Here is a 23,231-nt window from a genome sequence, read left to right on the forward strand (position 1 = left end):
ATCATTTTAGCAAATTTATTTCGGGAATACCATATTATTAAGGATTCTTAAACGGTTCGCTGAAAATGCCCTATGATGGGGCCAATTCACTAAGTTTAATGGAATCGGTTACTTTGACCTGCCGACGGCCAATCGTTTCAATAATTCCGGCGGTTGCCAGCTGTCGCAGCTTGCGACTCAATGATTCTGGGGTCATCCCCAAATAGGCGGCCAAGTCCTGCTTGCTCATCGGCAAGTCAATCGTCCCGGTCGTATGGCCAGTGAGTTCCTGCAAGTAGCCTGCCAAACGGGGCAGCGCATCTGGAATCGCCAACAAGGTTGCTTGACGTTCGGCGGCTTTCAACCGATCGGCCAAAGCACCCAGTAGTGCCATCGACAGTGGCGGCAGCTTCTTGATCAGTGCCGTCAGTGAGGCTCGCGAAATGGTGCACAGTTCCGTCGTCTTCGTTGCTTCGGCATAGGAAGCATGGATTTCATCCGTAAACAGCGCAATTTCGCCAACGAAATCTCCCGGATTCAGAACCCGTAAGACCTGTTCGCGGCCATCCTCAGCCAAATGGTACAGCCGGACCTGACCCTGATTCACGATATATAGCGTTTGTGAGACCTCGCCCGTACTAAAGACGGCGCCACCTTTTTCCGCGTGAATCGGTCGGGTTACTTGGGCCACCGAGGTCATCTGCTCGCCAGACAACCGCTGAAAAATTGGCACCTGTGAGACACACTCTAATTCTCGTTCAATCGAATGTTCATGCGTATGGACACTTTCCATTACGACATCTCCTTTAAGATTTTGATTCTCGATTATCACAGCCCGATTGCTGGCGCCAGTTTGATACTTAATCAATCACTATTTGCGACATTAAACAACTATCCACGGTCTATTCTAGCAAACAATTGGATAGAAACGGTGCGCAACGGCTTATTCGGTCAAAATATGCTATAGTAAATCTTATATTTAAGCACTTTTTCGAAGGAGGAACCCCCATGTCTCGTCAAACCCATCAGGCCTGCACCTCATTTCTCGCTGGTAAATTGGCTACTATCGACGGTAGTCCCTTAATTGCCCGCAACGAGGATAACGGTGTCGCCATCTGGCCTAAACAAGCGGTCGTGTACCCGGCGACCGACAACGCGAATACCACTTTTATTTCTAAAAACAACCACTTCACGACAACGCTTCCCGTCCACGCGGCGCACTACACCGCCGTCCCTGACAGTGATTCCAGCGAAGGCGATTACGCCGAGAGCGGCATCAACAGTCATAACGTCGCCATGAGTGCCACGGAATCGGCTTACGCTAATAGTCGGGTGCTGGGCGTGGACCCACTCGTCGACGACGGCATCGCCGAGGACGCCATGGTTACGGTCGTCCTACCCTACGTGGACTCGGCTCAAGCCGGCATTAAGCGCCTGGGCTACCTCGTTGAAACCAATGGTGCCGCCGAGGCCAACGGCATTCTTTTCAGTGACAGCGACGAGGTCTGGTACATGGAAATCGTCAGTGGTCATCACTGGGTTGCCCAGCGTATTCCGGATGACATGTATGCCGTTGTTGCCAATCAATTGGCTATTCAGGACATCGACTTCGATCGTCCTGGAGACTTTCTGACCTCCGCCAATATTCGGCACTTCGTTCAAGCTAACCATCTTAATCCAGACAGCAATCGCTTCAACTCCCGCCATATTTTCGGCACCCAGACCGTTTTCGACGCCCACTACAATACGCCCCGCGTCTGGTACGGGCACAAGCTCTTTACCCCGAGTGCCTTTGAAAATCCCACCGATCAGGAACTGCCCTTCATTCGGCACGCGGAGCGCAAGATCAGTGTCCCGGACGTCGCGGAGCTCTTGGGTTCTCACTATCAGGAGACCCCTTACGATCCGTTAGGTGATGGTAGCGAAACTGAACGCCACCTCTATCGGTCGATTGGCCTCTCGCGCACGGAAAATTCTCACATTTTGCAAATCAGACGCCACGTGGTTCCACAATTGGCCGGCCTCATTTGGCAGTGTCTGGGCAACCCCGCGTTCAATCCGTACGTTCCCTTCTATGCCAATGGCGACCAGTTCGGTACGGTCTATGCGGCCGACAACCAGCAGTTCTCACCACAAAATCCCTACTGGGCCGGCAAGCTGCTCGAAGACCTAAGCGAGACACACTATCACCAAAACCGCCAGCTCATCGCGGACTTCTTGAAACACACGCAATCATTGGGGATTCAGCGCGTGACCGCTGGCGATGCGCTGACGGCGACCGATGACACCAGTCTAGGTCGTTTCAATGCGGACACCGCACAACGCTTTGCAACGGAAATTGAAGCCCAGGCTGGCAAGTTGCTCTGTGCCAACGCTGAACAGTCGCAACTCTCATTTACCATGGACCAGAATTTGTGAATTGATACCGTTTTCAGAGTAAGTGCGGTATAATGAAATTAGCAGCTAGCCCTGAAAGGAATGATTATAATGGATGAAGTTGTACTCTTTAATCCTGGCGATTCAATTGGTAACTTTCACGATTATCACGAAGCCGTCCAATCGGCGCAGATCTATCAAGAACGGCATACAGATGCCGGTCACGTTTTGGTAGTGAAGAGCGAAAAAGGTGAGCCTTCCTTTGATATCTTCCTAGCAGAATCACAACTGGGAAATGGCCAGACCGGCCACGCGGCCAGCGAGCGTTACCAAATTTCCAAGAAACTTTAACTTTAATTTAGATAAAACGAGCGTCGACGAAGATTGATTTGTCGGCGCTCTTTTTGTCTCAAAATTTAGGCGAATAGATCTAGATGGGCCTTTAAATACTGACCCGTGACACTCGTTGGATTCTCGCTGACCGCGGCTGGTGTCCCGGTCGCGACCAGTTGACCTCCAGCAATCCCGCCACCGGGATCCCTTTCGAAATTAGTCAGTGCTTTTATTCTACCCTAATTGCCTTGAAAATTCAGGTTTACGGCTTAACTATCGTTTTAGCCCCGAAGTAGTCGTTCCCCTGGGTAACTGCCTGTGATAATTGTCGGACTCGCGAACTGTTTCGCACATCGGCGAGCGTCTCGTGTATAATACGGTGATAGGACTTTCAAATCTTACTTTATGGAGGCAATTCCCGTGAAAAAAAGAAGCGGCATTTCAATTAGTGTCATCGTTTTCTTAATTCTAGATGTGATTCTTGGCGTCATCTTCTACACGCTGGGATACGCCATTACGTGGTCCACGGTCATCGCATTGGTCTTAGCCATCATCTACTGGTTATTTCCCCAGATTGGCCGCCTAGTTGGCCTTAACCGACCACAAGCCGAGCAACCCCAGCAGCCAGTTGGAACCCCCTACACCGATTACTACCAGATCACCTGTGTGCTTGACCGGGAAACTTGTCCGGACTGCGGTGCACAAGATGGCCGCGTTTACCGGACAGACGAAGCCCGCCCAGGCATCAACTATCCCCCGTTCCACGACGGTTGCCGGTGCATCGCTACCCCCTGCACGGGTGATCTCCCAACGACCACGAATCGGCAGTATCTCGATCCGCAGACCGGCGAACTGGGGATGGGCCCCTACCTCACATACAGCAACTGGCGAAAGGCCATGATCAAGGCGTATGGTAAGGACATTTTTCAAAAATGAATCCCCGAGCAGAAATCAAACTTGTCCAGACGATTCACGACAAATTCTAACAAAAAATTAAATAGACAAAAGCAATTGTCCCCACTCCGGCAAATCGGTATACTGGAAACGTTAGGAGGCGGGAAAATATGATCCGTTGGTTACCATTCATCGGCGTCAGCCTGCTGTGGGCCACACTGAGTCTTAGGGATTTGCATAACCGCCGCTTTCGACGAATTTGGTGGTGGCTGGGGTGCTGGGGACTAAATGCCCTGACGTGGACGCCAGTCGCGATTACGTTGGGAAGCAGTGTTGGTCATATTCAAACTTTTTGGATCGCCGGTGGTACCTGGGTCATTTGGCCCCTACAACCAGCCAGTATCGATCTGTCATTTTGGCTAAATATTGTCATGACTATTCCCCAAGGCATCGTCTGGCAATACAATCACAGTCAACATCGATGGCGCCAATGGCTACTCGCCGGTCTCGCCACTGGGTTGACCCTTGAGAGTGGTCAGGCAATTTTTAATTGGCTAGTCGGTCTGGGGCGTTGGGTCGACATCAACGACGTCCTAACAAACTGTACGGGCGTGATCATTGGCGCGGCATGCATGTTGATCCTGCAACGCCATTATCAGGTTTTAAAATGAGGAGGAACTACCTATGTTTATGACGACTGGGGGCTTAAACCGGTCCCACCAAATTCAAGGTATCTTGACGGCAACGGCGCACACCATGTTGCGGTCGGAAAAGCCGGATCAGTTTGAACTCTTCGACGGCCTATTCGACGAGGCTAAGCAAGAGTTGATGAAGAAAGCTCAGGAAATGGGAGCAGACGGTCTGATTGAGGTGCGCTTTAACACTGAGATTGCTCAGATGAATGTTGCCCCAAAATTTCTGGTCGTTCATGGCTACGGGACAGCCGTTAAATTCCCTAAATAAAAAAATTTTAAATTAAGGGTTCACATTTATACACAGATAGTGTAATATATTATTTGTTGTTGAGTTGCCCCGATGGCGGAACTGGCAGACGCGCAGCGTTCAGGTCGCTGTTTGAGAGATCAAGTACAGGTTCGAATCCTGCTCGGGGCATCATGAATAACTGATATAGGAACTTCGTTAGATTAACGTCTAATGAAGTTCCTATTTTTTGTATTCAGTGGCCATCACTTGGCTTCCCCTCTTTTGCATTGAATCATCGTTTTTTCTCACTAGTTTTTCATTATCATATCTATAAAATTTAACTTTTCATTTCAAAATCTTCTGGTATACTTAAGCAGTCTTGTCAACCAGGTAATCAATTGACCACTTTAATCATATTTTCACAAAGCTTTTTTATCAGGTTGACGCCACTATAGTTATCGCGGCAGTTTAGTTTTTAAGTTATCATAAGTTACTCGCAGTAATTGCGTATACCTTTCACAAATTGGCTGCTCCCCTAAATGTTAAATGTAGGATAAGGCTAATCATGTCAACAATTGCTGTATTCACCTATAGACATGATATATAATCATGATGATGTTACATTTTAGCCAGATTGTCTCGTCTTTTGGTTGTTCACGTGACCAAGTCATGTTCATGACGAGCAATCTGAGGTACTTTACTTGCCAGCAGCAATTTAATTGTATACAATACACTGGAAAGTAAACGAAAGGAGGCCAATACGATGGCAGACGTTAACCCCGTATTGTTGGATGAACAGTTATGTTTTTCGATCTATTCGGCCAGCAAGAAATTCAATCATTTTTACCAGAGTGCTTTAGCACCCTTTGGCTTAACCTATCCCCAGTACATTGCCATGCTTGTTCTGTGGGAAAAGGCCCCTCTAACTGTTCACCAACTTGGCGAACGCTTGGAATTAGACAGTGGCACATTGACGCCGTTACTAAAACGGCTGGAAAAGCAAGGCTGGGTCACTCGGGTTCGAAGTCAAATCGACGAACGACAGGTTTTGATTCACTTGACTGAAATGGCTACGACCAAGCGTGATGAAGTCTACTCACGAATTGGTCAGTGTCAAACGTTACTTGACATGTCGTCAGAGGAAATTGATTCAATGATGACCGAACTGGTGACCGTTAAGCATCAACTCGACACAGTTAGCAACGAACGGCTCATTACAAAAGAAGTCGACAAAGTTAATTAAAGAAGACCAACGCCCCCATTTGCGAGTGCGTTGGCCTTTTTTGTCATCCCTACTGGTTAAAAATTATCGATTCTGGTTTACACAATTGTCTTAGTGCAGCGTCGCAATCATCACAGCCACCGCAATCAAATTATTAAATCCGTGCAGGATAATCGTTGTCTGAAGCTTGTCCGTCTTCCGGTAAATGTAGGCGAACGTGCCCCCCATCAAGGCGTAGATCAGCCAACTAATAATGTTGTCGCTCTGGTGGACCAGCGAGAAGACAACGCCACTGGTGATGACTGGTATCCAAAACATCTTGGCTGGGAAACATCCCCCAACGAGGATTCCCCGGAAGGTCAGTTCCTCCAGAAATGGCGAGGCTAAAACGGCTGTCAGGCTGAGCATCACCAGGGTCAGCGAGCTATGACCCATAATGTCAGCAATCAGAGTGTTATTCTTCGTACTGGTTTCACCGAAGAAAACGTTATTGACCACATTTAACACAATCTCCGCAGCAATAATGAACACGTATCCCTTGACCATCAATTGCCAGTCCTGCCGTGTCAATCGCTGCCAGTGCACGGGATGCACCTGCCGAAAGATCCAAGCACCCAACGCAATTGCCACGGCAAAACCAACCAAGTAGCCAGCCGCCCACAGCCCACGATTCAGCGTGGTGCCGTGCGCCATAAAATTCAGTGGAATCTGAACCACCGACGTCACGACGATCATAATCAAGACCCATCCAAAATTCCAATAATTATTTGGTTGCTGCTTAGTTTTCACGTTATCATTCCCTCTATCACTTTGTTTTTTTGCCGAACAAACCCATAACCCGTCTAGGTTACCACTGTTTCTCGAGTTCTATTAAAAACCGCAAAAAGTTTGCCAAATATTTATTTTTTAATGGCATTTTTTCTTGTTCTGCGTTACTATAAGGTTGCGGGTAAGTTTGAACTAACCTTCTGCTTACGCGTGAGGCTTCTGTCCTCATTCAACAGACAGATTTCATTTTACTCCCCCAAAGTAGATGAAATTTTTACAACATAATCCCCCAATTATGTTGTAACCTTACTCTTTGGCCATTGCGACTTATCGTAATGGCTTTTTTTGTGTCTATTTTTAAAGGCTTTGTCTTCTAGAAAATGCTCTATTCATCGTCATCTTCAAATGGTCGGTGTGGCCACAACGTCCAGTACAAGAAGAAGTTGACCACCGTCGCCAGCAGTAACCCGCCAAAACCGACCGCAATCTTCACCCAACCAACGAGGGCCCACGCCAGCAATCCCCAGAGGGTGCCACCGATAATGAGGCCAGTCGCCAAGACAATTAGGATCATCGTTAACACTTTCAACAGCGTTAGCTCCCTTCACAAGTTCAATACCAAAAGCTTACCACGTTTCTGCCAATTTATCGAAGCCTATTTTACGGACGTTCGCTTATCCAATTGGTCGAACCAATGGGTAAAATCTCAAATCGTGCAATCGCTTGCAACGGCGCCGCTTTAGCGTTTTACTTCACGTAAATTTTATCAAAATTAAGGGGAATTAATTGCTTATTGTCAGCGGGTAACCTAAGATTAATAGTGAATAATACGCTAAGTTTTAGCAGAAAGGACGACGATCAAGCTTGAAAATAATTACATTACACGTTTTAGATGATTCCTTGCAGGTGAGTTACGCACCGGCCGGCCAACCCGCTGCCCAGCGTCAATTCACGATTGCCTACAATTCGGATCAAGCCATCGGCGAAAATTTGGAAAACCTACGACTGAAGTTAGCGGGTCTCGATGTGGACGCTGCCGTCATCGACAATGCATTGAGCTACCCCTTCTCCGACACCGTCGTCGGTATCAATCACCAACGGATCGACATCGGGCTTGCCATTACCAACATGCTCAACATCCCCGTCGTCAGCAGTCAAGCGATTGCCGATCAGGGGTTAAATGCGGCTCTCACCGCCAAGCGTAACTACCTGAGCTGGCACCTCGATTATTATGGTCAGTATCAAGGTAAGCGTAACTATGGTCAAGAAGCCATGCTCACTGTGGGCAACGGCTTCTTCGGTCTACGGGGCGCCTACACCGAGGCCCATGCCGATCACGACAACTATCCTGGCATGTACGCCGCGGGTCTCTACGACCAACTGTCGACCAATATCAACGGTCGTCAAGTCACGAACGAAGACCTGGTCAACCTACCTAATGCGCAGGCACTGACCTTTGGCGTGGATCATCAGAATCCGTTTCAGATCAAGGCTAGCGACATTCAAGACATCTACCGCAGCCTCGACCTCCACACCGGTGCTTTGACGACGACCATGCTGGTCCAGTTGCCCACCGGCCACAGCTTACAGATCAAGACAACGAAGCTCGCCAACATGAAAGACTGGCATCGCCTCGGCATTCGCTACAGTGTGACCCCCCTCAACTTTGCGGGCACCCTGCAGATCTATTCAGAAATTGATGGTAGCGTTATCAACAGCAATGTTGACCGCTATGCCGCCTTCGATCAGCACCACATCAAGGTGACTGGCACCGGCCAACAACCCGATACCATCTACTTGGAAGGCCAAACCAGAGCCTCCAAGGTCGACTTCATCTTTGGTTCGCAACTCGTCGGTCCCGGTAAGGCCCTCGATGCCCCCGTCGACACCCGGCCGAATGCCGAACAACACATTCAACAGATGCGCTCGGTCGCCGTCCAACCTAATCAAACCTATACTTTTGAAAAAAACGTGGTTCTCTTTACGAACCGCGAAACCAAGACGGATCTCATGGCAACCGCTACGTCAGAACTCCAACAAGCCAGTTTTGCCAATACCCTAGCTAGCTCAACAGCCTACTGGCAACAGCGGTGGGCCGGCGCCGACATCCAAATTACCGGTGACATCACCGCGCAGAAGCTAACGCGGGTCAACCTCTATCACCTGTTCTCCTCGGCACAAGCTATTGCTTCTGGCAAGATTGACGCTTCCGTCAACGCCAGAGGGCTCGACGGTGAAGCCTACCGGGGGCACGTCTTCTGGGATGAAATGTTCGATCTTCCCGTTTACGCGCTGCACGATCCACAACTCGCTAAGCAGCTTCTGATGTACCGTTACCGGCGGCTGCCCGCAGCCAAGCAGAATGCCAAGGACGCGGGCTTTGCTGGAGCCATGTACCCGTGGCAATCCGGTGAAGTTGGCGACGAACAATCGCAAGTCGTTCACTTGAACCCCCTGACCAACACCTGGGACCCGGACTATTCCTCACTACAACGCCACGTTTCATTGGCCGTTGCCTACAACGTGATCATGTACACCCACATCACCGGTGACACCGACTTCATGGCCGACTACGGTTTGGAAATGCTGGAAGAAATCTCGCAGTTCTGGCTCAGCAAGGCCAAGTTGGACACCAAGACCGGCCGCTATACGATCGACCAGGTCATGGGGCCCGACGAATTCCACGAAAATTATCCTAACGCCGATTCGACCGGACTGGCCAACAACGCCTACACTAACCTGATGGTCACCTGGCTGTTCAATCAATTGACCGACTTACGGCAATCCTTACCACAGTCACAGGTTGCAGCCGTCGATCAGAAGACTGGCTTTAATCAAGCCGTGGCTAAAAAGGTCGCCGACGTGAGCCATCATCTCAAGCTCGATATCAATCCAGATGGCATCATCGGCCAATTTGAGGGTTACTTTAAGCTCCCACGCCTAGACTTTAGTAAATACCAGAAGAAGTACGGGGACATCTCGCGGATGGATCGGATCTTAAAGGCTGAGGGTAAAACACCCGACGCTTACCAGGTCGCCAAGCAGGCCGATGCGCTGATGGCCTTTTACAGTCTAGATGCCACAGCCGTCATGGGTCTACTCAAACAATTGGGTTATGACTTACCACAGCAAGCGTTGATGAAGAACCTCCAGTTCTACCTCGACCGAACGACCCACGGCTCCACCCTCTCACGTATCGTCTACGCCGTTTTGACTGCAATGGCGGGGAACATGGATCAGTCGTGGAAACTCTTCTCACAGGCCCTGTTATCCGACTATTACGACATCCAGGGAGGCACCACTGCCGAAGGGATTCACCTCGGCGTCATGGGTGCCGTCACACTGATGTCCACCCGGCACTATGCCGGCGTCGATGTCCTGGCACCGCAGCTCACGGTGAACCCTCACTTGCCAGAGAACTGGCAAACTCTGCGGTTTCACCAACTGGTTCGAGGCATTCGCTATACCTTTGCGATTGACCACCGTCAAGTCACGGTAACCGCCGATCACGCTGCCACACTAACTATTGGTCAACATAAAGTTTCACTAAAACCGCAACAACCCGCAACAATTTCATATTAAGGAGTGTTTCGCAATGACAAAATTTGCTGATATTAAAGGATTCGTTTTCGACTTAGACGGGGTTATCACCGATACTTCCATCTTACACGGTACCGCTTGGCACCAACTGGCCGACTATCTCGACGTGGCTTGGAGCGATGAGCTCGCTAACGGTCTCAAGGGGATTAGTCGGATGGACTCCCTGGAAATGATTCTCAAGGCTGGGGGCAAGGAAAACGACTATACTCAAGCCCAAAAGGTAGAATTAGCTACCAAGAAGAACACGAACTACGTGGCCGAAGTCGACAAGATGACGCCCGCCAACATTCTGCCTGGCATGAAGGCCTTCCTGGACGATCTGCGGGCTAAGGGCTATCAATTATCCCTGGCTTCTGCTTCTAAGAACGCCCCTCGTGTATTGGACAAGCTACAGTTAGCTGACTACTTTCCTAAAGTCGTCGACCCTGCTAGCCTGACGCACGGTAAGCCAGATCCCGAAATCTACACCAAGGGGGCACAGCTATTAAACCTGCCACCCGCACAATGCATTGGGGTCGAGGATGCCGCTGCCGGCGTCCAAGCCATCAACGCTGCTGGTGAAGTCTCCTTAGGTATCGGTGATGCCACCGAACTTGGGGCCGCCGACATGGTCTTTGCGGACACGGCTGACGTCACACTCGCTAACATTGCGAAGAAATTAGGCTAAAACTATACCTGTAGCATATAGCGCCGCTGTTCCTATCATGGAACGGTGGCGTTTTTGTGTTGTTCCTACTTAGTACTAATGTAAAAAATGGGAAATCTGTCGCATCTTTTCTGACAACTTTATAAAAATTTAGGTTCTCACAAATTCAATAATAAAAAGGCAGCACCAGCCATCCCCCACCGCAACGGTGAGTGAACGGACTGAGTGTCGCCTGTATTTTTTGACCTATTTTTCCCAATCGAAATACGCTATACTAACGAGACTGGTCCTCTAACTTATCGAATCAAGCCGAAGTGACGCAGACCCTTGACGATACCGTCGTCCATATTGCTGGCCGTGACATACGCCGCCTTATTTTTGGCCTGAAAGACCCCATTACCCATGGAGATTGGAATATCGACCTCGTCAAACATCTGCAGGTCATTTAAACCGTCCCCAAAGGCATAGGTTTTGACCTTCTCGAGACCAGCTTTCTTCAGAAATGTGCGAATACCCGTCTGTTTGGTGACGCCCGTCTGCATGGTATCCAGAGCCCGTGGGTTGTTGCGGACGAAGGACAGCGTGCCCGCAAACTTTTCTTGATAGATTTTTTCTTTATCCCGGTTAAAGACGTTCAAGAAGTTAATATCTTGGGACTGATACCAGGTGGGATCAACCCGCGCGTCTAAGCGCAATAATTTAAAGTTATCGGTCGTATCCTGGTTCGCCTGGCTCAGGCGAAATCCCTGGTTATTGAAGTAACCCAACGGATCACCCTGCTCCTTGGCGAAGGCCGTAATGGCCGCTAACGTCTTCTGGTCGATTACGGCCGCAGTTAATTTTTTGCCCTGATACTGGACGTAACTGCCGTTCGCACTGACCACAGCATCGATTCCCGTGGCATCCAGGACATATTGAATTTCAAAAATGTTTCTTCCAGTCGCAATAACTGGTAGAATATGATGTTGTTGCATTTCTTGAATGGCTGCGACACTTGTCGGTAAAACATTCTTGTCGTCGTCAAATAATGTTCCATCCAAGTCAAAAAAGACGATTGCTTGATACATTTAATCAACCTCCTAATCCACTAATACCAACGGTTTCATTATACAACAATGACCAAAGTACTGGAAATGGCGGAAATTTTTCTTCCCGGCAGATGTAGTAGTCAGTCATTTTATGGTACACTATATCTTGTATTTCTAATTAAAGAGGGGCTATCATGGTGATAATTACAGCTGGAATGATCGGGGTCGGTAAAACGACTCTAACTGGAAAAATCGCATCACACTTAAATACGCAAGCATTCTTCGAACCGGTCGGTGATAACCCGGTGTTACCACTCTACTACCGGGACCCAAAGCAATATGGTTTCTTGCTACAGATCTACTTCTTGAACAAGCGCTTTAGCATGATCAAGCGCGCGCTCGCGGACGACAACAACGTCCTCGACCGTTCGATCTATGAAGACGCCCTGTTCACACGAGAAAACAACGCTGAAGGGAACATTACGGACACCGAACTCGAGGTTTACTTACAACTCCTCGACAACATGATGACTGAACTGAACGAACTCCCAAAGAAGGCACCAGATTTGTTAGTATACGCTGACGCCGACTTCGACACCATTCTTCACCGGATCAAGAAGCGTGGCCGGGATTACGAACAATTCGACAACAATCCTGAATTGGAATCCTATTACAAAAAGATGTGGACGGCTTACCAAGGTTGGTTCGCCGACTACGATATCAGTCCTAAGATCAAGATTGACTTACAAAAGTATGACTTAGATAAACCAGGTAATACGGAACTCGTCTTGGGTCAAATTGATGACGCCTTAAAAGACATTCGGACCGACGCAACGGTCTAAATTGACAAAAAACTCCCACAAGCCAGAAATGGTTTGGGGGAGTTTTTTAATTTAGTGGTCCGCCGTTTCGGATGGCAGCAGGATAATCTGACTGTCACCATCATCGTAGGCCAGGACAGTATCTGGGAGTTCGGGAGCATAAGCGAAATCCGTATCGAACCCCGCACTCAGGGCTCCGGGATGATCATTTTCATCCAATTGGACGTATTCAAACGTAGTCGTCCCCTGGTTGTTATGCAGCTTAAACGTCAGTAAATTCTCCAGTGGGAATACCCCTTGAAGGTCTTGGTCGATGATCTCCCAAACGGCGTCGATCATGTCGCCGGGCAAGGCCGCAACGGTGCCATAACTCGCGTAACGTGAATGATTATTTTCAAACATTTTCTTCGCCTCCACTCTCAGTCATTTAGAACTATTATACCGTACCTAAGCTTAAAACGGGAATATTTACGCTTGATGGTCACTCAGGCTCTGCGTGCCCCGGCGGTCGAGTAAGTTGACCAAGAATGAAACCACAATCAGACAGGCTCCCGTGATGAAAATCAGGTGTAACCCTTGATATAGAATACCATGTAACGTGGGCAGCAGGTGCGCTGGGAGGCTCTTGGCCGTTTGTGGGTTAATTAACTTATTCATCATCGCCATGCTTGTGCCGGGATGACTGGCAACCCCACGCGCCATCGTCACGTTCATGACGATTCCCAGGACAGCAACCATCACGGTCTGCCCCAGCGTCCGGGCCAAGGTGTTAAATGAGGTTGCTACCCCAATCTCGGCCACAGGAACCTTGCTCTGGACGGTCACGGTCGTGGTGGTGATCGTAATCCCAAAACCAGTCCCACAGATGGCCGCAATGACAAAGAAGCTCCAGAATGGCGTGGTTGCTGGGATAACCGCCATGATGACCGCACCAATCAGCACCAGCGTCAGACTAATATTAACAATCTGGTATGGCGAGCGTTTCATTAATAATTTACCGGCAATGAAGGACCCAACGATCCACATCAGAGAGCTGGGCGTAATCGCAAATCCAGCCTCGGAGGCCTTCAATCCCAATAACCCCTGCGTCCAGGTGGGCAGATACACTTCAAAGCCCATGATAAAGCCACTCAACAGTGCAGCAATCAGATTTTGGACCACAAAGGTTCGGTTGCCAAACAGTTCCATAGGAATGAGGGGATCATCCGTCCGTTTCTCCCGGCGAATAAACGCCCAGAAGGCTGCGATAGCAACGATTAATCCAGCAATAACCCAGATGATATTGAGGTCTCCTTCACCCAGTAACTGGAAAGTCAGCATGACGGCCAAGAGGCCCACGGATAGCCAGATACAACCGGCCCAGTCCATGGTAAATGCCTGACGTGCCGTGTGCTCATTGAGAAAGAACCAGATCAATCCCATAGTCACGATCCCAATCGGAATGTTAATGAAAAAAATCCAGTGCCAGCTCAGTTGATCGACAATAAATCCCCCTAATAGTGGCGCGACAACCGCTGCGATTCCCCAGGCAGACCCGTTGAGACCCATGACCCGGGCACGTTGTTCGACAGGGTAAATATCAGCAAGGATTGTGAACGAGACGGGCATGATGGCGCCCGCGCCGATACCTTGTAAGGCTCGCCAGGCAATCAGTGTCTCCATGCTGTGAGACATCCCCGACAACGTGGACCCCAGAACGAAGATGAACAGTCCAACGAGAAAGACTAGTTTCCGACCGACGGTATCAGCCAATTTGCCATAGATGGGGGTAGCAATCGCACTGGTCAGTAAGAAGATGGAGAAGACCCAGTTCATCAGGGCCACACCCTTTAAATCACCAACGATGGTCGGCATGGCGGTCGACACGATTGTCCCCTCAACGGCTGACATGAAGGTGGCCACAAAGACGGCGATGGTGACGACCTTAACATTTGTTTGTTTCATAATTTCCTCCTACCGTTGGGCCCCACCACGCAACGAAACTGAGTAGCCAACAGCGCTACTTCCCAAATCCTGTTTGAAACAGTAATATCTTATACTATCACGGATTGCTTGTGAAAGGACACCCCCCGGTGAAAATAAATCTAGCGGACCAGCTAATCTAAACGCAAAAATCCCATCAGCCGGCAAGAACGCCGAACCAATGGGATTTTATTTTAGAAATTAATCGTGGCGCTTATTTGCAAGCAGCCTTTAACGCATCGACCTTGTCTGTATGTTCCCAAGGCAAATCGATGTCGGTCCGACCAAAGTGGCCGTATGCGGCAGTTTGCTTGTAAATTGGCCGCTTTAAGTCGAGCATCTTGATGATGCCGGCTGGACGCAAGTCAAAGAGTTGACGAACGGCTGCAGCTAATTTACTTTCCGAAACGACCCCAGTGCCGAACGTGTTGATGGAAACGGAAACGGGTTCCGCCACACCAATCGCGTAGGCAATCTGAACTTCACATTCAGTTGCCAACTTGGCAGCGACAATGTTCTTGGCAATGTACCGTGCAGCGTAACTTGCTGAGCGGTCCACCTTCGTGGCGTCCTTCCCAGAGAAGGCCCCACCACCATGGTGAGCAGCCCCACCGTACGTGTCGACGATAATCTTACGACCCGTCAATCCGGCATCCCCTTGAGGACCTCCGATGACGAAACGACCGGTTGGGTTGATGAAGTACTTCGTCTTGTCATCTAACAGGTGGGCGGGAATAACTTCCTTAACCACCTGATCGATCACGTCTTGACGAATCTGGTCCAACGTCACGTCTGGATCATGTTGCGTACTCAAGACAACTGTGTCGACCCGCAATGGCTTGCCATTATCGTCGTATTCAACGGTAACTTCTGCCTTAGCATCTGGCCGTAAATAATCAATGGTGCCCATCTTCCGCAAGCTGGCGATCCGACGCATCAAGGCGTGGCTCAACGTGATGGGAAGTGGCATCAATTCTGGCGTTTCGTCGATGGCGTAACCAAACATTAACCCTTGGTCACCGGCACCAATCTTGTCCAGTGGATCTTCATCACCTTCACGCGTTTCGTAAGAGTCATCGACCCCTTGCGCAATGTCGGGTGATTGTTCGTCGATAGCGACGAGGACGGCACAGTTGTCACCGTCAAAGCCGTATTGACCGTCCGTGTACCCAATTTCTTTGATGGTTTGACGAACGACCTTTTGGATGTCCACGTATGCTTTGGTAGAGATTTCACCGAAGACCAGTACTAAACCGGTCGTAACGGACGTCTCGCAGGCAACCCGTGAATCCGGATCCTGAGCCAGTAAAGCATCTAAGATGGCGTCGCTGATTTGATCAGCAATTTTATCTGGATGCCCTTCTGAAACGGATTCCGACGTAAATAAATGTCTTTCTTGCAATGGATATTCCCCCTAGATAGTGTTGACGACGAGTTGACCGATAATCTCGCGCCAGTCGGTTACAAGGCAGCTTCACTGAGTTCGTGAATCCTATCGGGAATTGACTCATAACTTAAGCATTCTAACATATATTAATGAGGGATAAAAGAAACCTTGGCGTTTTTTTCAAAGAATGATTGACCAGGGTCAAAACAATATCTATTATAAAGGATAAGACTAAATCAGTTGAAACGGAGCGATTCCATGACCACAATCATGGCCTTCTTAAAAAATAAGACGGTACAACAATTATTTATTTTCACTTTTTTTCAAAATTTACTTTGGTGGGTCGCTGGATCGACCGCCGCTACGGGAACGCCCCTGGCGACGAACATTAAGGTCTACCTCGGCGGATATGGCATCCTCGTGGCAGCTGGCTACTTCTTGATTCTCAAGCGCCACTTTCAATCCCACATTGGGCCGATCCTCGTGGTTGCAGCGGCCACGTTAGGCTTACTGGCTGCCCCTCACGACCACCTGCTGCAGTTATTTGCGATTCTATTGTGTGTCTTTCTGGTCCTGGCATGCGTTCCTCAATTGGGCTTGCAGTCTGCCTATGGCCTCGTGGTCTTTAGCTTCCTGGCCGGTTGCGGGGTTCCCGTGATTCTGTTCTTCCTTCGCAACCATTACCTGGCAACGCAATTTTTGATGCCAATGGTACCGTTAGTCGCTAGCTACCTAGTCTTCTTTGAGCCTTACTACTTAACGAAGGAACGCGACTGGCGCTGGACGCTGCTCACCCCTGTCATCTTAATTCTGACGCTGTTTACGCTGGGATTCTCGTGGCAGGTCCTCATTGCCGGCATCCTGGCCCTCGCCTACTGGTGGCTGCAACCCAAGATCAATGATAACTACCGATTGGTGACAACCAGTGTCGTCCAACTTATCTTAGGCCTCCTGATTTTCGATTAATTCATCAGAAAAGTAATATTTAGTTGCGTAAATTTAAAGTTTCGCTAAGCTCGCAGGCAATTGGTCCCCCTTCGCCAATTCTCGTGTTAAAATGGGGCATCATTGAAATTGGAGGAACCCCTATGCCTGAAATCAAAGTGATCGGTGACATCCTAAGTGGTAAGTTTCAGCCAACGTTAACGGGTAATACCATTGTGGACGCTGCCTTGATCGATCGCTTTTGTCAAGGCCTAATCGCCGCACTTGCCCTATCACCACAATCCGTTCACGCTGAACATCACTGGGATCTCGTTGTTGATCCCGCAACCATCTACGTCGTGGACGAGCATATATTAGACGCTAGCGGCCATCAACGTAGTATGGCAAACATCATCCCCGTCAGCCACACGGCGCTGTTACGCGGCGAAGTCGGTGCGACTAAGCGTAAATTAGCGACTATCCTAGCTGCCCAGTCGTCAGCTAACTAATGAATCCAACTAGCAAAGTACTTGCGGTTGGATTTTTTCTTTGTCTTCATTTGCGGCCGTATGTCGTATCTGGTTACTCATATGTATCTGCCACTGTTCGTAGCAGATGAAGCGTCCTGAACTAAGTGAAGTCTTTGATATGGAGAATAGCATCTTTGAGCCACATTGAGCGGGCTTCTAACCGTTGTTGCAGGCGCATCAGACCATCGACTGTCCCATACGGCTGCCCGTCAATGTAGAACTGGATCTTGTTCTGGTAGAGGTGATGATTCTGGATATCGTACGTCCGTCGTAATTTATAGCCCAATTGGACGTACGTGAGCGTTTCGACTGCGGTTCCCGTCTTGATATCGCAGGTATCCGCGCGCGACAGCTCATGTTGTGGAAAACAGTATTTCTGATGAGAATCCCGATCCCAGAACTCCAGTTGATAGGTCGCTGCAACTGACTTTTGCAAAAAACGACCGACTCGTGTGAAGAAGTTCCGTCGAAAGTGCGTTAGGTCACTCACGTCCTGGTAAAATAGCCGCTGATCGTGGTAATTCACGAGTGGTGCGTGCAAGGACTGTTCTAATGCAATCAGTGCCTCACGATGGGCTTTTTCGGCGGCTAAGAAAGTATCAATCTGGTCACGTTGACTCTGTGATAATGGCTGATTCAGCGTCTCGTTCGTTAATGCTTCCAGGGGACGTCGTGATTCTCTGCCTTCTATCGTCATGCTTTCTCCTTAGGGTGGTACCTCTTATTAGGTCTCCACAAACCACAGCTTAACATGTAGGCATCCTAATTAACAGCTAATAACATTGGTAGACTGACCAGTATTAAGGCCAAGATACCGGTTATATGCAGAAATTTAAGCCGCAAAAGGTGAGGAGTAGGTTGCCCCAATGGATATACAACCAGATATCGCCTATTCATGCAGGATTAGTCTTAGCAAATCAGGTCAAAATTCGTCGATAAGCCTTCGAAATATGACTATCCTAAATTCTGACTGGTCTCGCTTCAACCCTCTCATTTGTATTCCCCTCCTAACATCGGTATATTAGGGATAACCCAACTGAGGAGGATGTACACTATGGCAGAAATTCTGGTAACAACGACTGAAAAGATTCCCGGACAAGATTACGAGGTTTTAGGTGAGGTCTTTGGCCTAACCACCCAATCCAAAAACATCATGCGTAACATCGGTGCTTCGTTGAAAAATGTGATCGGTGGTGAAATCAAGGATTACACGAACATGTTGAACGAGTCACGGAACATCGCCATCGACCGGTTACGGCAAAATGCTATCGACATGGGTGCAGACGCCGTCGTCATGATGCGTTTTGATTCCGGTTCCATTGGTACAGATATGCAATCTGTGGCCGCTTACGGAACCGCCGTGAAATATCGCTAATTACCCCACAATAAGGAAAGTGTTACCACCGAATGTTCGTTACACATTGATTATAAATATGATTTTAAAAGACCAGAAAAAGTGACTCTTTGAAAAGAGTTCTACTTTATTTGGTCTTTTTGTGTGTCCTCTCAAAACGGCAAGTGTTCGTTTAGCACTGATTTTTCAAGTGGCCACAATGCCTGATGTGTAACGTTTTTTGCGGTGTCGCAGGCTTTTTTAGGTCGTTTATATCCACTTCCACAATATTGTCCCGTGGAAACTATCCACACTCGTCATTGTGGCATAACAACTGATCCATGACCCGCTTTATACTAACGATAGTCAATAAGGTATTACACAACCGAATTGTAAAAAGTTCGGAATTAAGAAAGTAGGTTATTCAAATGTTAAAGAAAGTTGTTAAATGGACAGTGTTAGTAATCGCCACTATCGTCTTGACCCTTACAAGCCTCAGTACCACGATTCTTGCATCCGCAAGTAAGCCAACACCTTCATGGGGCAGTTGGAATGACACCACTATTACTTACAAGACCAACACTTCTTCCTCATACTACAAAAGTGTTTGGAAGAACGCCGTTAAGCGTTGGAACAAGGTTGGCGTGGTTCAGTTAAAGGCTGCTAAGAGCGGCGAAAAGGCTGACATCACCTTAACTTCTTCCCAATCATTAAGCACTAAGAGCGGCAAGTTGGCTGGTTACACGAACTACTCATACTTAAAGAAGAGCGATAACAACCAAATCGTTTCCGCCAAGTCCACGTTGAACCGGAGCCTCTTAACTAAGTACGGTTACACCAAGAGCCAACGGACCAACGTTGCTACCCATGAAATCGGCCATGCCTTAGGCTTGAGCCATTCCGGTGACAAGTCCAGCGTGATGTACGCTTCCGATCGTTACGCTTCCATCGACCATCAAGATAAGGTCGGCTTACAAGACGCCTACGAAGGCTAATCTACCCAGCTTCAACAACTTTCTAAATAACCTACGAAATCCTAGCCTGTCCAGCTAGGATTTTTTTATTGCGCAATTTTCGAGTCCCCTGTAAGGTTTCGGGTATTCTCGTTATTATCATAACCGCTATCCTCGTCAACCACGCCCGTTTAAAAACGGACGCTTGTGAGAACCACACCCCACGGCATGGCGACCACAATTTGCTTAGATACAGCGATTGCCTACGAATAGGACTTATCCGCTAATTACCAAAGCCTTTTAGGTCCGCAGGTTGCCAGGCGGACTCATTTCTTACAGGGTTGCTAAACCTTTTCCTAAAATATTTTTAGCTGCGTTATGATCACGCACATGAAACGTGCCACAATTAGGACATGTCCGCTTGCAATCAGCCAACGTCCGAAATACTAATCGCCAACGCATGGTTCCGCAACATATTTTTACTCCGCAGTTCTTCAGCTACGACTAAATCGTGGTTTTTGATCAAGGCCGTAGAGACATGGTGCAGGAGGTTCTTGCTTGATGGTATCATACCATATGAGTATACTGTATTCATAACAAAACAACTTATAATAATATTTATGGAGGTATCATATGAGTAAAGACATTGGCGGATCAATTCACGAGTGAGGTTATGTTTACAACTTTCATTTTCACCTGGTCTGGGTCACTAAACACCGGCACGAAGTATTTACAACGCCAAAGTTAGTCACTGAAATGACCAATATCCTAACGAAAATAGCCCGGCTGAACGAAGTAACCATTGAGCAAATGGAAGTAATGCCTGATCATATCCACTTATTACTAAGCTTTAAGCCCAAGTATGCGCCAACGAACGTTGTCAAAGCCTTCAAGGGTGGTTCAGCGCGCTTATTCTTTGAATTACATCCCGAGATAAAAGCCCAAAAGTTTTGGAGTGGACATCTCTGGTCTCCTAGCTACTTCATGAGTACCCTTGGTAATATGAGCAAGAAAATCGTAGAAAACTATATTGCCAGTCAGCGAAGGGCATAGCGGCATTCATCCCCTGTTTGAAAGCAAGGGAATTCTGCCTAATTTATATTAAAAAGTCTCTTGCCTATCACTGGTGATATCACAAAAATTAATTGATCGATTGCAGACGAAAACCGCTAGTACAGAATGGAAAGTCTCCCATCGTACTAGCGGTTTAGTGTCACTTACTTCATATGAATAGCAAACTGCGGATGACGATTGCTGATCTTAGAAACATGAACTGACTTTCCTGCTTCCTCAATCAGCTTGCCGTGCCCAATCGCCATGGCCACGTGGTAGGTGTACTTCTGCCCAGCAATCTGCCAGAAGAGTAGGTCCCCCTTCTTCGCCTTGCTGACGGCCACATGTTTGCCGAGTTTCTGCTGTACACCAGTCATTCCCCCGATGTCACGGTGCTCAACATCTAAGTAGACCTGATCAACGAATGAGGCACAGTCCAATCCGCCAAAAGCATCCCGACCAGCATAGCGATAAGGGACGCCCAGATAGCGTTTAGCGTCCGTTACCAGCCGGTTTACTCGCGTACCATGCTTGGGGATAGCTCGCTTGAAAACCCGGTTATTTCGCATCTGAGTGGCCTTACCGTTAAGCGTGATCTGACCATTATTCAGGTGTACTGTGAGGAGATTTCTCTGGTATTTAAAGAGGACATTCCCAGCTTTAGAGAAGTGCACGTTGACCTTTCGTGACCCAGCCTTGATGTTGCTACCATGTCCCTTACTCAGCTGATGATAGCTTACCAAATAGTTACCGTAAACTGTCTTGTCGTTATAGGCGTAGACCTTGCCGTTCTTCAACTGTCGGACATTGATCCAGTGCTTGGCATAGCCATTAAAGTTATTTTTACTGTATGGCATTACAAACTGCGTCATTCTTCATCTGAGGGATGTAAGCCGACTTGTAAGTACTGAAAGGAGGACGTCGCCGTCCAGCCTCTCATGCGTAGAGAATACCCTTCTCTGGTGAACATGGTGTTGTAACTCGCCTGATCGGGATTTTGTCCCAATAAAATGCCGCCATCAGTGACAATCAATCCAATTAACGCGTAACGAAGCAGTTTATTTACTTGCACTATCCTGAGACTTCCCACTATAATCTATGATGATTTCAGTCTAGGACAGTTCGAAAACCGCTTCAAAAGTCGCTTTCCTTGTAGAATATAATACAAAATTCCTTTGCAAAATGAGACATAAAAAAACGACAAACCTGAATGAACAGTGCTTGTCGTTACTTTTATGAAAACCGAACGTGTTCTTAGTGATACCGGAGGTGGGGTTCGAACCCACACGACCTCAACGGTCACTGGATTTTGAGTCCAGCGCGTCTGCCAGTTCCGCCACTCCGGCAAAAAAATATTGATTGGATACACCCAGTCAAAGGTGGTAATCGGATTTGAACCGACGATGAAGGTTTTGCAGACCTCTGCCTTACCACTTGGCTATACCACCATAATCGCCTATCCAATCTGATTGGATCAGCTGAAGATAATTCAAGATGCCCCAATCTAGGGCGGTATGTGGGAATCGAACCCACGCGTGCCGGAACCACAATCCGGTGTGTTAACCACTTCACCAATACCGCCATCACATTACAAACAGGGATAGTAGGAGTTGAACCCACATCGACGGTTTTGGAGACCGTTGTTCTACCATTGAACTATATCCCTATAATGATGGTGGGGAGTGGATTCGAACCACCGAACCCGAAGGAGCGGATTTACAGTCCGCCGCGTTTAGCCAGACTTCGCTACCCCACCATAAATGGCGCGGGACGGAATCGAACCGCCGACACATGGAGCTTCAATCCATTGCTCTACCAACTGAGCTACCGAGCCATACCATCATGTAATATGTTTGTTGTGTATTAAATTGTTAATAACATAACAACGGTCTGTACGAGACTCGAACTCGTGATCTCCTCCGTGACAGGGAGGCGTCCTAACCAACTAGACCAACAGACCATAATATTATTATGTTATATGGAGGATACAGGGCTCGAACCTGTGACCCTCTGCTTGTAAGGCAGACGCTCTCCCAACTGAGCTAATCCTCCATGTTAAATGTTACAATGACCCGTACGGGATTCGAACCCATGTTACCGCCGTGAAAGGGCGGTGTCTTAAACCACTTGACCAACGGGTCATACTTTATGAAACGGAGAGTGAGGGATTCGAACCCTCGAAACAGGTTAGTACCCGTTTACAGCATTTCCAATGCTGCTCCTTCAGCCACTCGGACAACTCTCCATTATTAAGCTCCGGCAGGCGGGCTCGAACCGTCGACAACCTGATTAACAGTCAGGTGCTCTACCAACTGAGCTATGCCGGAATAATCGCGTGGCAACGTCCTATCCTCGCAGGGGGCGATCCCCCAACTACTATCGGCGTGCTAAAGCTTAACTTCTGTGTTCGGCATGGGAACAGGTGTATCCTTTAGGCTATCGCCACCACACTATAAGAGAACTTCTTCCCTCAAAACTAGATATTATTCAATTATTTT

Annotated in this window: 23 protein-coding genes, 12 tRNA genes, 1 rRNA gene, 1 pseudogene and 1 riboswitch; of the genes and pseudogenes, 15 read left to right on the top strand and 22 right to left on the bottom strand. The window is 48.3% G+C overall.

The window, feature by feature from the left end:
• Positions 1-70: 70 nt before the first annotated feature.
• Positions 71-772 (bottom strand): Crp/Fnr family transcriptional regulator, encoded by a 702-nt coding sequence (locus tag EKM73_RS00945; RefSeq protein ID WP_125700135.1) that lies wholly within the window; start codon positions 770-772, stop codon positions 71-73.
• 215 nt (positions 773-987) lie between these two features.
• On the opposite strand from EKM73_RS00945, the gene EKM73_RS00950 reads away from it, so the two are divergent.
• From EKM73_RS00950 to EKM73_RS00980, 7 genes are all read left to right on the top strand, one after another.
• Complete coding sequence (locus tag EKM73_RS00950) at positions 988-2,397, top strand: C69 family dipeptidase (protein WP_125700136.1); 1,410 nt, start codon at positions 988-990, stop codon at positions 2,395-2,397.
• Positions 2,398-2,466: 69 nt separating this feature from the next.
• Positions 2,467-2,706, top strand: a complete 240-nt coding sequence (locus EKM73_RS00955) for a hypothetical protein (protein ID WP_020089229.1) — start codon at positions 2,467-2,469, stop codon at positions 2,704-2,706.
• A 402-nt stretch (positions 2,707-3,108) separates the two neighbouring features.
• The gene (locus EKM73_RS00960) at positions 3,109-3,624 is read left to right on the top strand and encodes a minor capsid protein (protein ID WP_164508810.1); all 516 of its coding nucleotides are present in this window, start codon (positions 3,109-3,111) and stop codon (positions 3,622-3,624) included.
• Positions 3,625-3,752: 128 nt separating this feature from the next.
• Complete coding sequence (locus tag EKM73_RS00965; RefSeq protein WP_125700138.1) at positions 3,753-4,253, top strand: VanZ family protein; 501 nt, start codon at positions 3,753-3,755, stop codon at positions 4,251-4,253.
• A 13-nt stretch (positions 4,254-4,266) separates the two neighbouring features.
• On the top strand, positions 4,267-4,545 hold the full coding sequence (locus EKM73_RS00970; protein WP_125700139.1) for a heavy metal-binding domain-containing protein: 279 nt from the start codon (positions 4,267-4,269) through the stop codon (positions 4,543-4,545).
• 66 nt (positions 4,546-4,611) lie between these two features.
• Positions 4,612-4,695: transfer RNA gene (locus EKM73_RS00975), tRNA-Leu, on the top strand.
• A 574-nt stretch (positions 4,696-5,269) separates the two neighbouring features.
• On the top strand, positions 5,270-5,749 hold the full coding sequence (locus EKM73_RS00980; protein WP_125700140.1) for a MarR family winged helix-turn-helix transcriptional regulator: 480 nt from the start codon (positions 5,270-5,272) through the stop codon (positions 5,747-5,749).
• 90 nt (positions 5,750-5,839) lie between these two features.
• On the opposite strand, the gene EKM73_RS00985 is transcribed toward EKM73_RS00980, so the two are convergent.
• Entirely contained in the window at positions 5,840-6,517 is a 678-nt protein-coding gene (locus tag EKM73_RS00985) for a CPBP family intramembrane glutamic endopeptidase (protein ID WP_125700141.1), read from the bottom strand.
• Between the two features lie 364 nt (positions 6,518-6,881).
• On the bottom strand, positions 6,882-7,079 hold the full coding sequence (locus EKM73_RS00990; RefSeq protein ID WP_225421239.1) for a hypothetical protein: 198 nt from the start codon (positions 7,077-7,079) through the stop codon (positions 6,882-6,884).
• A gap of 281 nt (positions 7,080-7,360) precedes the next feature.
• Between EKM73_RS00990 and EKM73_RS00995 the strand changes: the two genes are divergently transcribed.
• Positions 7,361-10,078, top strand: coding sequence for a glycoside hydrolase family 65 protein (locus EKM73_RS00995; protein WP_125700143.1), 2,718 nt, complete (start codon positions 7,361-7,363; stop codon positions 10,076-10,078).
• Between the two features lie 13 nt (positions 10,079-10,091).
• Entirely contained in the window at positions 10,092-10,763 is a 672-nt protein-coding gene (pgmB, locus tag EKM73_RS01000; RefSeq protein WP_125700144.1) for a beta-phosphoglucomutase, read from the top strand.
• Between the two features lie 275 nt (positions 10,764-11,038).
• On the opposite strand, the gene EKM73_RS01005 is transcribed toward pgmB, so the two are convergent.
• Positions 11,039-11,809: a Cof-type HAD-IIB family hydrolase gene (locus EKM73_RS01005; protein ID WP_125700145.1), complete on the bottom strand. Its 771-nt coding sequence runs from the start codon at positions 11,807-11,809 to the stop codon at positions 11,039-11,041.
• Between the two features lie 155 nt (positions 11,810-11,964).
• On the opposite strand from EKM73_RS01005, the gene EKM73_RS01010 reads away from it, so the two are divergent.
• Entirely contained in the window at positions 11,965-12,612 is a 648-nt protein-coding gene (locus EKM73_RS01010) for a deoxynucleoside kinase (protein ID WP_125700146.1), read from the top strand.
• A gap of 51 nt (positions 12,613-12,663) precedes the next feature.
• On the opposite strand, the gene EKM73_RS01015 is transcribed toward EKM73_RS01010, so the two are convergent.
• The 3 genes from EKM73_RS01015 to metK all read right to left on the bottom strand — a co-directional run bounded on the left by EKM73_RS01015 (position 12,664) and on the right by metK (position 15,955).
• Complete coding sequence (locus EKM73_RS01015) at positions 12,664-12,993, bottom strand: DUF960 domain-containing protein (RefSeq protein ID WP_020089217.1); 330 nt, start codon at positions 12,991-12,993, stop codon at positions 12,664-12,666.
• A 66-nt stretch (positions 12,994-13,059) separates the two neighbouring features.
• The gene (locus tag EKM73_RS01020) at positions 13,060-14,535 is read right to left on the bottom strand and encodes an MDR family MFS transporter (RefSeq protein ID WP_125700147.1); all 1,476 of its coding nucleotides are present in this window, start codon (positions 14,533-14,535) and stop codon (positions 13,060-13,062) included.
• 232 nt (positions 14,536-14,767) lie between these two features.
• A complete protein-coding gene (gene metK / locus EKM73_RS01025; protein WP_125700148.1) occupies positions 14,768-15,955 on the bottom strand; it encodes a methionine adenosyltransferase in 1,188 nt (395 codons plus the stop codon).
• Positions 15,953-16,071: riboswitch (SMK box riboswitch) on the bottom strand. Its footprint overlaps the gene before it by 3 nt.
• A gap of 127 nt (positions 16,072-16,198) precedes the next feature.
• On the opposite strand from metK, the gene EKM73_RS01030 reads away from it, so the two are divergent.
• Together EKM73_RS01030 and EKM73_RS01035 are read left to right on the top strand one after the other, a co-directional pair.
• Positions 16,199-16,906 carry a hypothetical protein gene (locus tag EKM73_RS01030; RefSeq protein ID WP_125700149.1) on the top strand — a complete coding sequence of 236 codons (708 nt, stop codon included), beginning with the start codon at positions 16,199-16,201 and terminating at the stop codon, positions 16,904-16,906.
• A 122-nt stretch (positions 16,907-17,028) separates the two neighbouring features.
• A complete protein-coding gene (locus tag EKM73_RS01035) occupies positions 17,029-17,373 on the top strand; it encodes a hypothetical protein (protein ID WP_125700150.1) in 345 nt (114 codons plus the stop codon).
• Positions 17,374-17,494: 121 nt separating this feature from the next.
• On the opposite strand, the gene EKM73_RS01040 is transcribed toward EKM73_RS01035, so the two are convergent.
• Positions 17,495-18,091 carry a hypothetical protein gene (locus EKM73_RS01040; RefSeq protein WP_125700151.1) on the bottom strand — a complete coding sequence of 199 codons (597 nt, stop codon included), beginning with the start codon at positions 18,089-18,091 and terminating at the stop codon, positions 17,495-17,497.
• Between the two features lie 357 nt (positions 18,092-18,448).
• Between EKM73_RS01040 and EKM73_RS01045 the strand changes: the two genes are divergently transcribed.
• A complete protein-coding gene (locus tag EKM73_RS01045) occupies positions 18,449-18,769 on the top strand; it encodes a heavy metal-binding domain-containing protein (protein ID WP_125700152.1) in 321 nt (106 codons plus the stop codon).
• Between the two features lie 386 nt (positions 18,770-19,155).
• The gene (locus EKM73_RS01050; protein ID WP_125700153.1) at positions 19,156-19,722 is read left to right on the top strand and encodes a matrixin family metalloprotease; all 567 of its coding nucleotides are present in this window, start codon (positions 19,156-19,158) and stop codon (positions 19,720-19,722) included.
• 291 nt (positions 19,723-20,013) lie between these two features.
• Here the strand turns inward: EKM73_RS01050 and EKM73_RS13055 are convergent, their stop codons facing one another.
• Entirely contained in the window at positions 20,014-20,142 is a 129-nt protein-coding gene (locus tag EKM73_RS13055; RefSeq protein WP_449824729.1) for a zinc ribbon domain-containing protein, read from the bottom strand.
• Positions 20,143-20,313: 171 nt separating this feature from the next.
• Between EKM73_RS13055 and tnpA the strand changes: the two are divergent.
• Positions 20,314-20,733: pseudogene (tnpA, locus tag EKM73_RS01060) on the top strand (IS200/IS605 family transposase).
• 164 nt (positions 20,734-20,897) lie between these two features.
• Here the strand turns inward: tnpA and EKM73_RS01065 are convergent.
• The 13 genes from EKM73_RS01065 to rrf all read right to left on the bottom strand — a co-directional run bounded on the left by EKM73_RS01065 (position 20,898) and on the right by rrf (position 23,183).
• Positions 20,898-21,605, bottom strand: a complete 708-nt coding sequence (locus EKM73_RS01065) for a C40 family peptidase (protein WP_125700154.1) — start codon at positions 21,603-21,605, stop codon at positions 20,898-20,900.
• Positions 21,606-21,994: 389 nt separating this feature from the next.
• Positions 21,995-22,079 (bottom strand) — tRNA-Leu (locus EKM73_RS01070).
• 31 nt (positions 22,080-22,110) lie between these two features.
• Positions 22,111-22,181: transfer RNA gene (locus EKM73_RS01075), tRNA-Cys, on the bottom strand.
• A gap of 60 nt (positions 22,182-22,241) precedes the next feature.
• A tRNA-His gene (locus EKM73_RS01080) sits at positions 22,242-22,314 on the bottom strand.
• 14 nt (positions 22,315-22,328) lie between these two features.
• Positions 22,329-22,399 (bottom strand) — tRNA-Trp (locus EKM73_RS01085).
• 7 nt (positions 22,400-22,406) lie between these two features.
• Positions 22,407-22,489, bottom strand: a tRNA-Tyr gene (locus tag EKM73_RS01090).
• A gap of 5 nt (positions 22,490-22,494) precedes the next feature.
• Positions 22,495-22,567 (bottom strand) — tRNA-Phe (locus tag EKM73_RS01095).
• Between the two features lie 52 nt (positions 22,568-22,619).
• A tRNA-Asp gene (locus tag EKM73_RS01100) sits at positions 22,620-22,693 on the bottom strand.
• A 19-nt stretch (positions 22,694-22,712) separates the two neighbouring features.
• Positions 22,713-22,785, bottom strand: a tRNA-Val gene (locus EKM73_RS01105).
• 16 nt (positions 22,786-22,801) lie between these two features.
• Positions 22,802-22,874, bottom strand: a tRNA-Glu gene (locus EKM73_RS01110).
• Between the two features lie 13 nt (positions 22,875-22,887).
• Positions 22,888-22,978 (bottom strand) — tRNA-Ser (locus tag EKM73_RS01115).
• A 9-nt stretch (positions 22,979-22,987) separates the two neighbouring features.
• Positions 22,988-23,060, bottom strand: a tRNA-Asn gene (locus EKM73_RS01120).
• A 6-nt stretch (positions 23,061-23,066) separates the two neighbouring features.
• Positions 23,067-23,183 (bottom strand): 5S ribosomal RNA (gene rrf / locus EKM73_RS01125).
• Positions 23,184-23,231 lie beyond the last annotated feature (48 nt).

The sequence above is a fragment of the Levilactobacillus fuyuanensis genome (assembly GCF_003946395.1).
In the GTDB taxonomy this organism is placed as follows: Bacteria; Bacillota; Bacilli; order Lactobacillales; family Lactobacillaceae; genus Levilactobacillus; species Levilactobacillus fuyuanensis.

Coding starts and splice junctions, on each gene's coding strand:
- EKM73_RS00945 (WP_125700135.1), bottom strand. CDS start 772: ATGGAAAGTGTCCATACGCATGAACATTCGATTGAACGAGAATTAGAG.
- EKM73_RS00950 (WP_125700136.1), top strand. CDS start 988: ATGTCTCGTCAAACCCATCAGGCCTGCACCTCATTTCTCGCTGGTAAA.
- EKM73_RS00955 (WP_020089229.1), top strand. CDS start 2,467: ATGGATGAAGTTGTACTCTTTAATCCTGGCGATTCAATTGGTAACTTT.
- EKM73_RS00965 (WP_125700138.1), top strand. CDS start 3,753: ATGATCCGTTGGTTACCATTCATCGGCGTCAGCCTGCTGTGGGCCACA.
- EKM73_RS00970 (WP_125700139.1), top strand. CDS start 4,267: ATGTTTATGACGACTGGGGGCTTAAACCGGTCCCACCAAATTCAAGGT.
- EKM73_RS00980 (WP_125700140.1), top strand. CDS start 5,270: ATGGCAGACGTTAACCCCGTATTGTTGGATGAACAGTTATGTTTTTCG.
- pgmB (WP_125700144.1), top strand. CDS start 10,092: ATGACAAAATTTGCTGATATTAAAGGATTCGTTTTCGACTTAGACGGG.
- EKM73_RS01005 (WP_125700145.1), bottom strand. CDS start 11,809: ATGTATCAAGCAATCGTCTTTTTTGACTTGGATGGAACATTATTTGAC.
- EKM73_RS01010 (WP_125700146.1), top strand. CDS start 11,965: ATGGTGATAATTACAGCTGGAATGATCGGGGTCGGTAAAACGACTCTA.
- EKM73_RS01015 (WP_020089217.1), bottom strand. CDS start 12,993: ATGTTTGAAAATAATCATTCACGTTACGCGAGTTATGGCACCGTTGCG.
- EKM73_RS01020 (WP_125700147.1), bottom strand. CDS start 14,535: ATGAAACAAACAAATGTTAAGGTCGTCACCATCGCCGTCTTTGTGGCC.
- EKM73_RS01030 (WP_125700149.1), top strand. CDS start 16,199: ATGACCACAATCATGGCCTTCTTAAAAAATAAGACGGTACAACAATTA.
- EKM73_RS01035 (WP_125700150.1), top strand. CDS start 17,029: ATGCCTGAAATCAAAGTGATCGGTGACATCCTAAGTGGTAAGTTTCAG.
- EKM73_RS01040 (WP_125700151.1), bottom strand. CDS start 18,091: ATGACGATAGAAGGCAGAGAATCACGACGTCCCCTGGAAGCATTAACG.
- EKM73_RS01045 (WP_125700152.1), top strand. CDS start 18,449: ATGGCAGAAATTCTGGTAACAACGACTGAAAAGATTCCCGGACAAGAT.
- EKM73_RS01050 (WP_125700153.1), top strand. CDS start 19,156: ATGTTAAAGAAAGTTGTTAAATGGACAGTGTTAGTAATCGCCACTATC.
- EKM73_RS13055 (WP_449824729.1), bottom strand. CDS start 20,142: ATGCGTTGGCGATTAGTATTTCGGACGTTGGCTGATTGCAAGCGGACA.
- EKM73_RS01065 (WP_125700154.1), bottom strand. CDS start 21,605: ATGACGCAGTTTGTAATGCCATACAGTAAAAATAACTTTAATGGCTAT.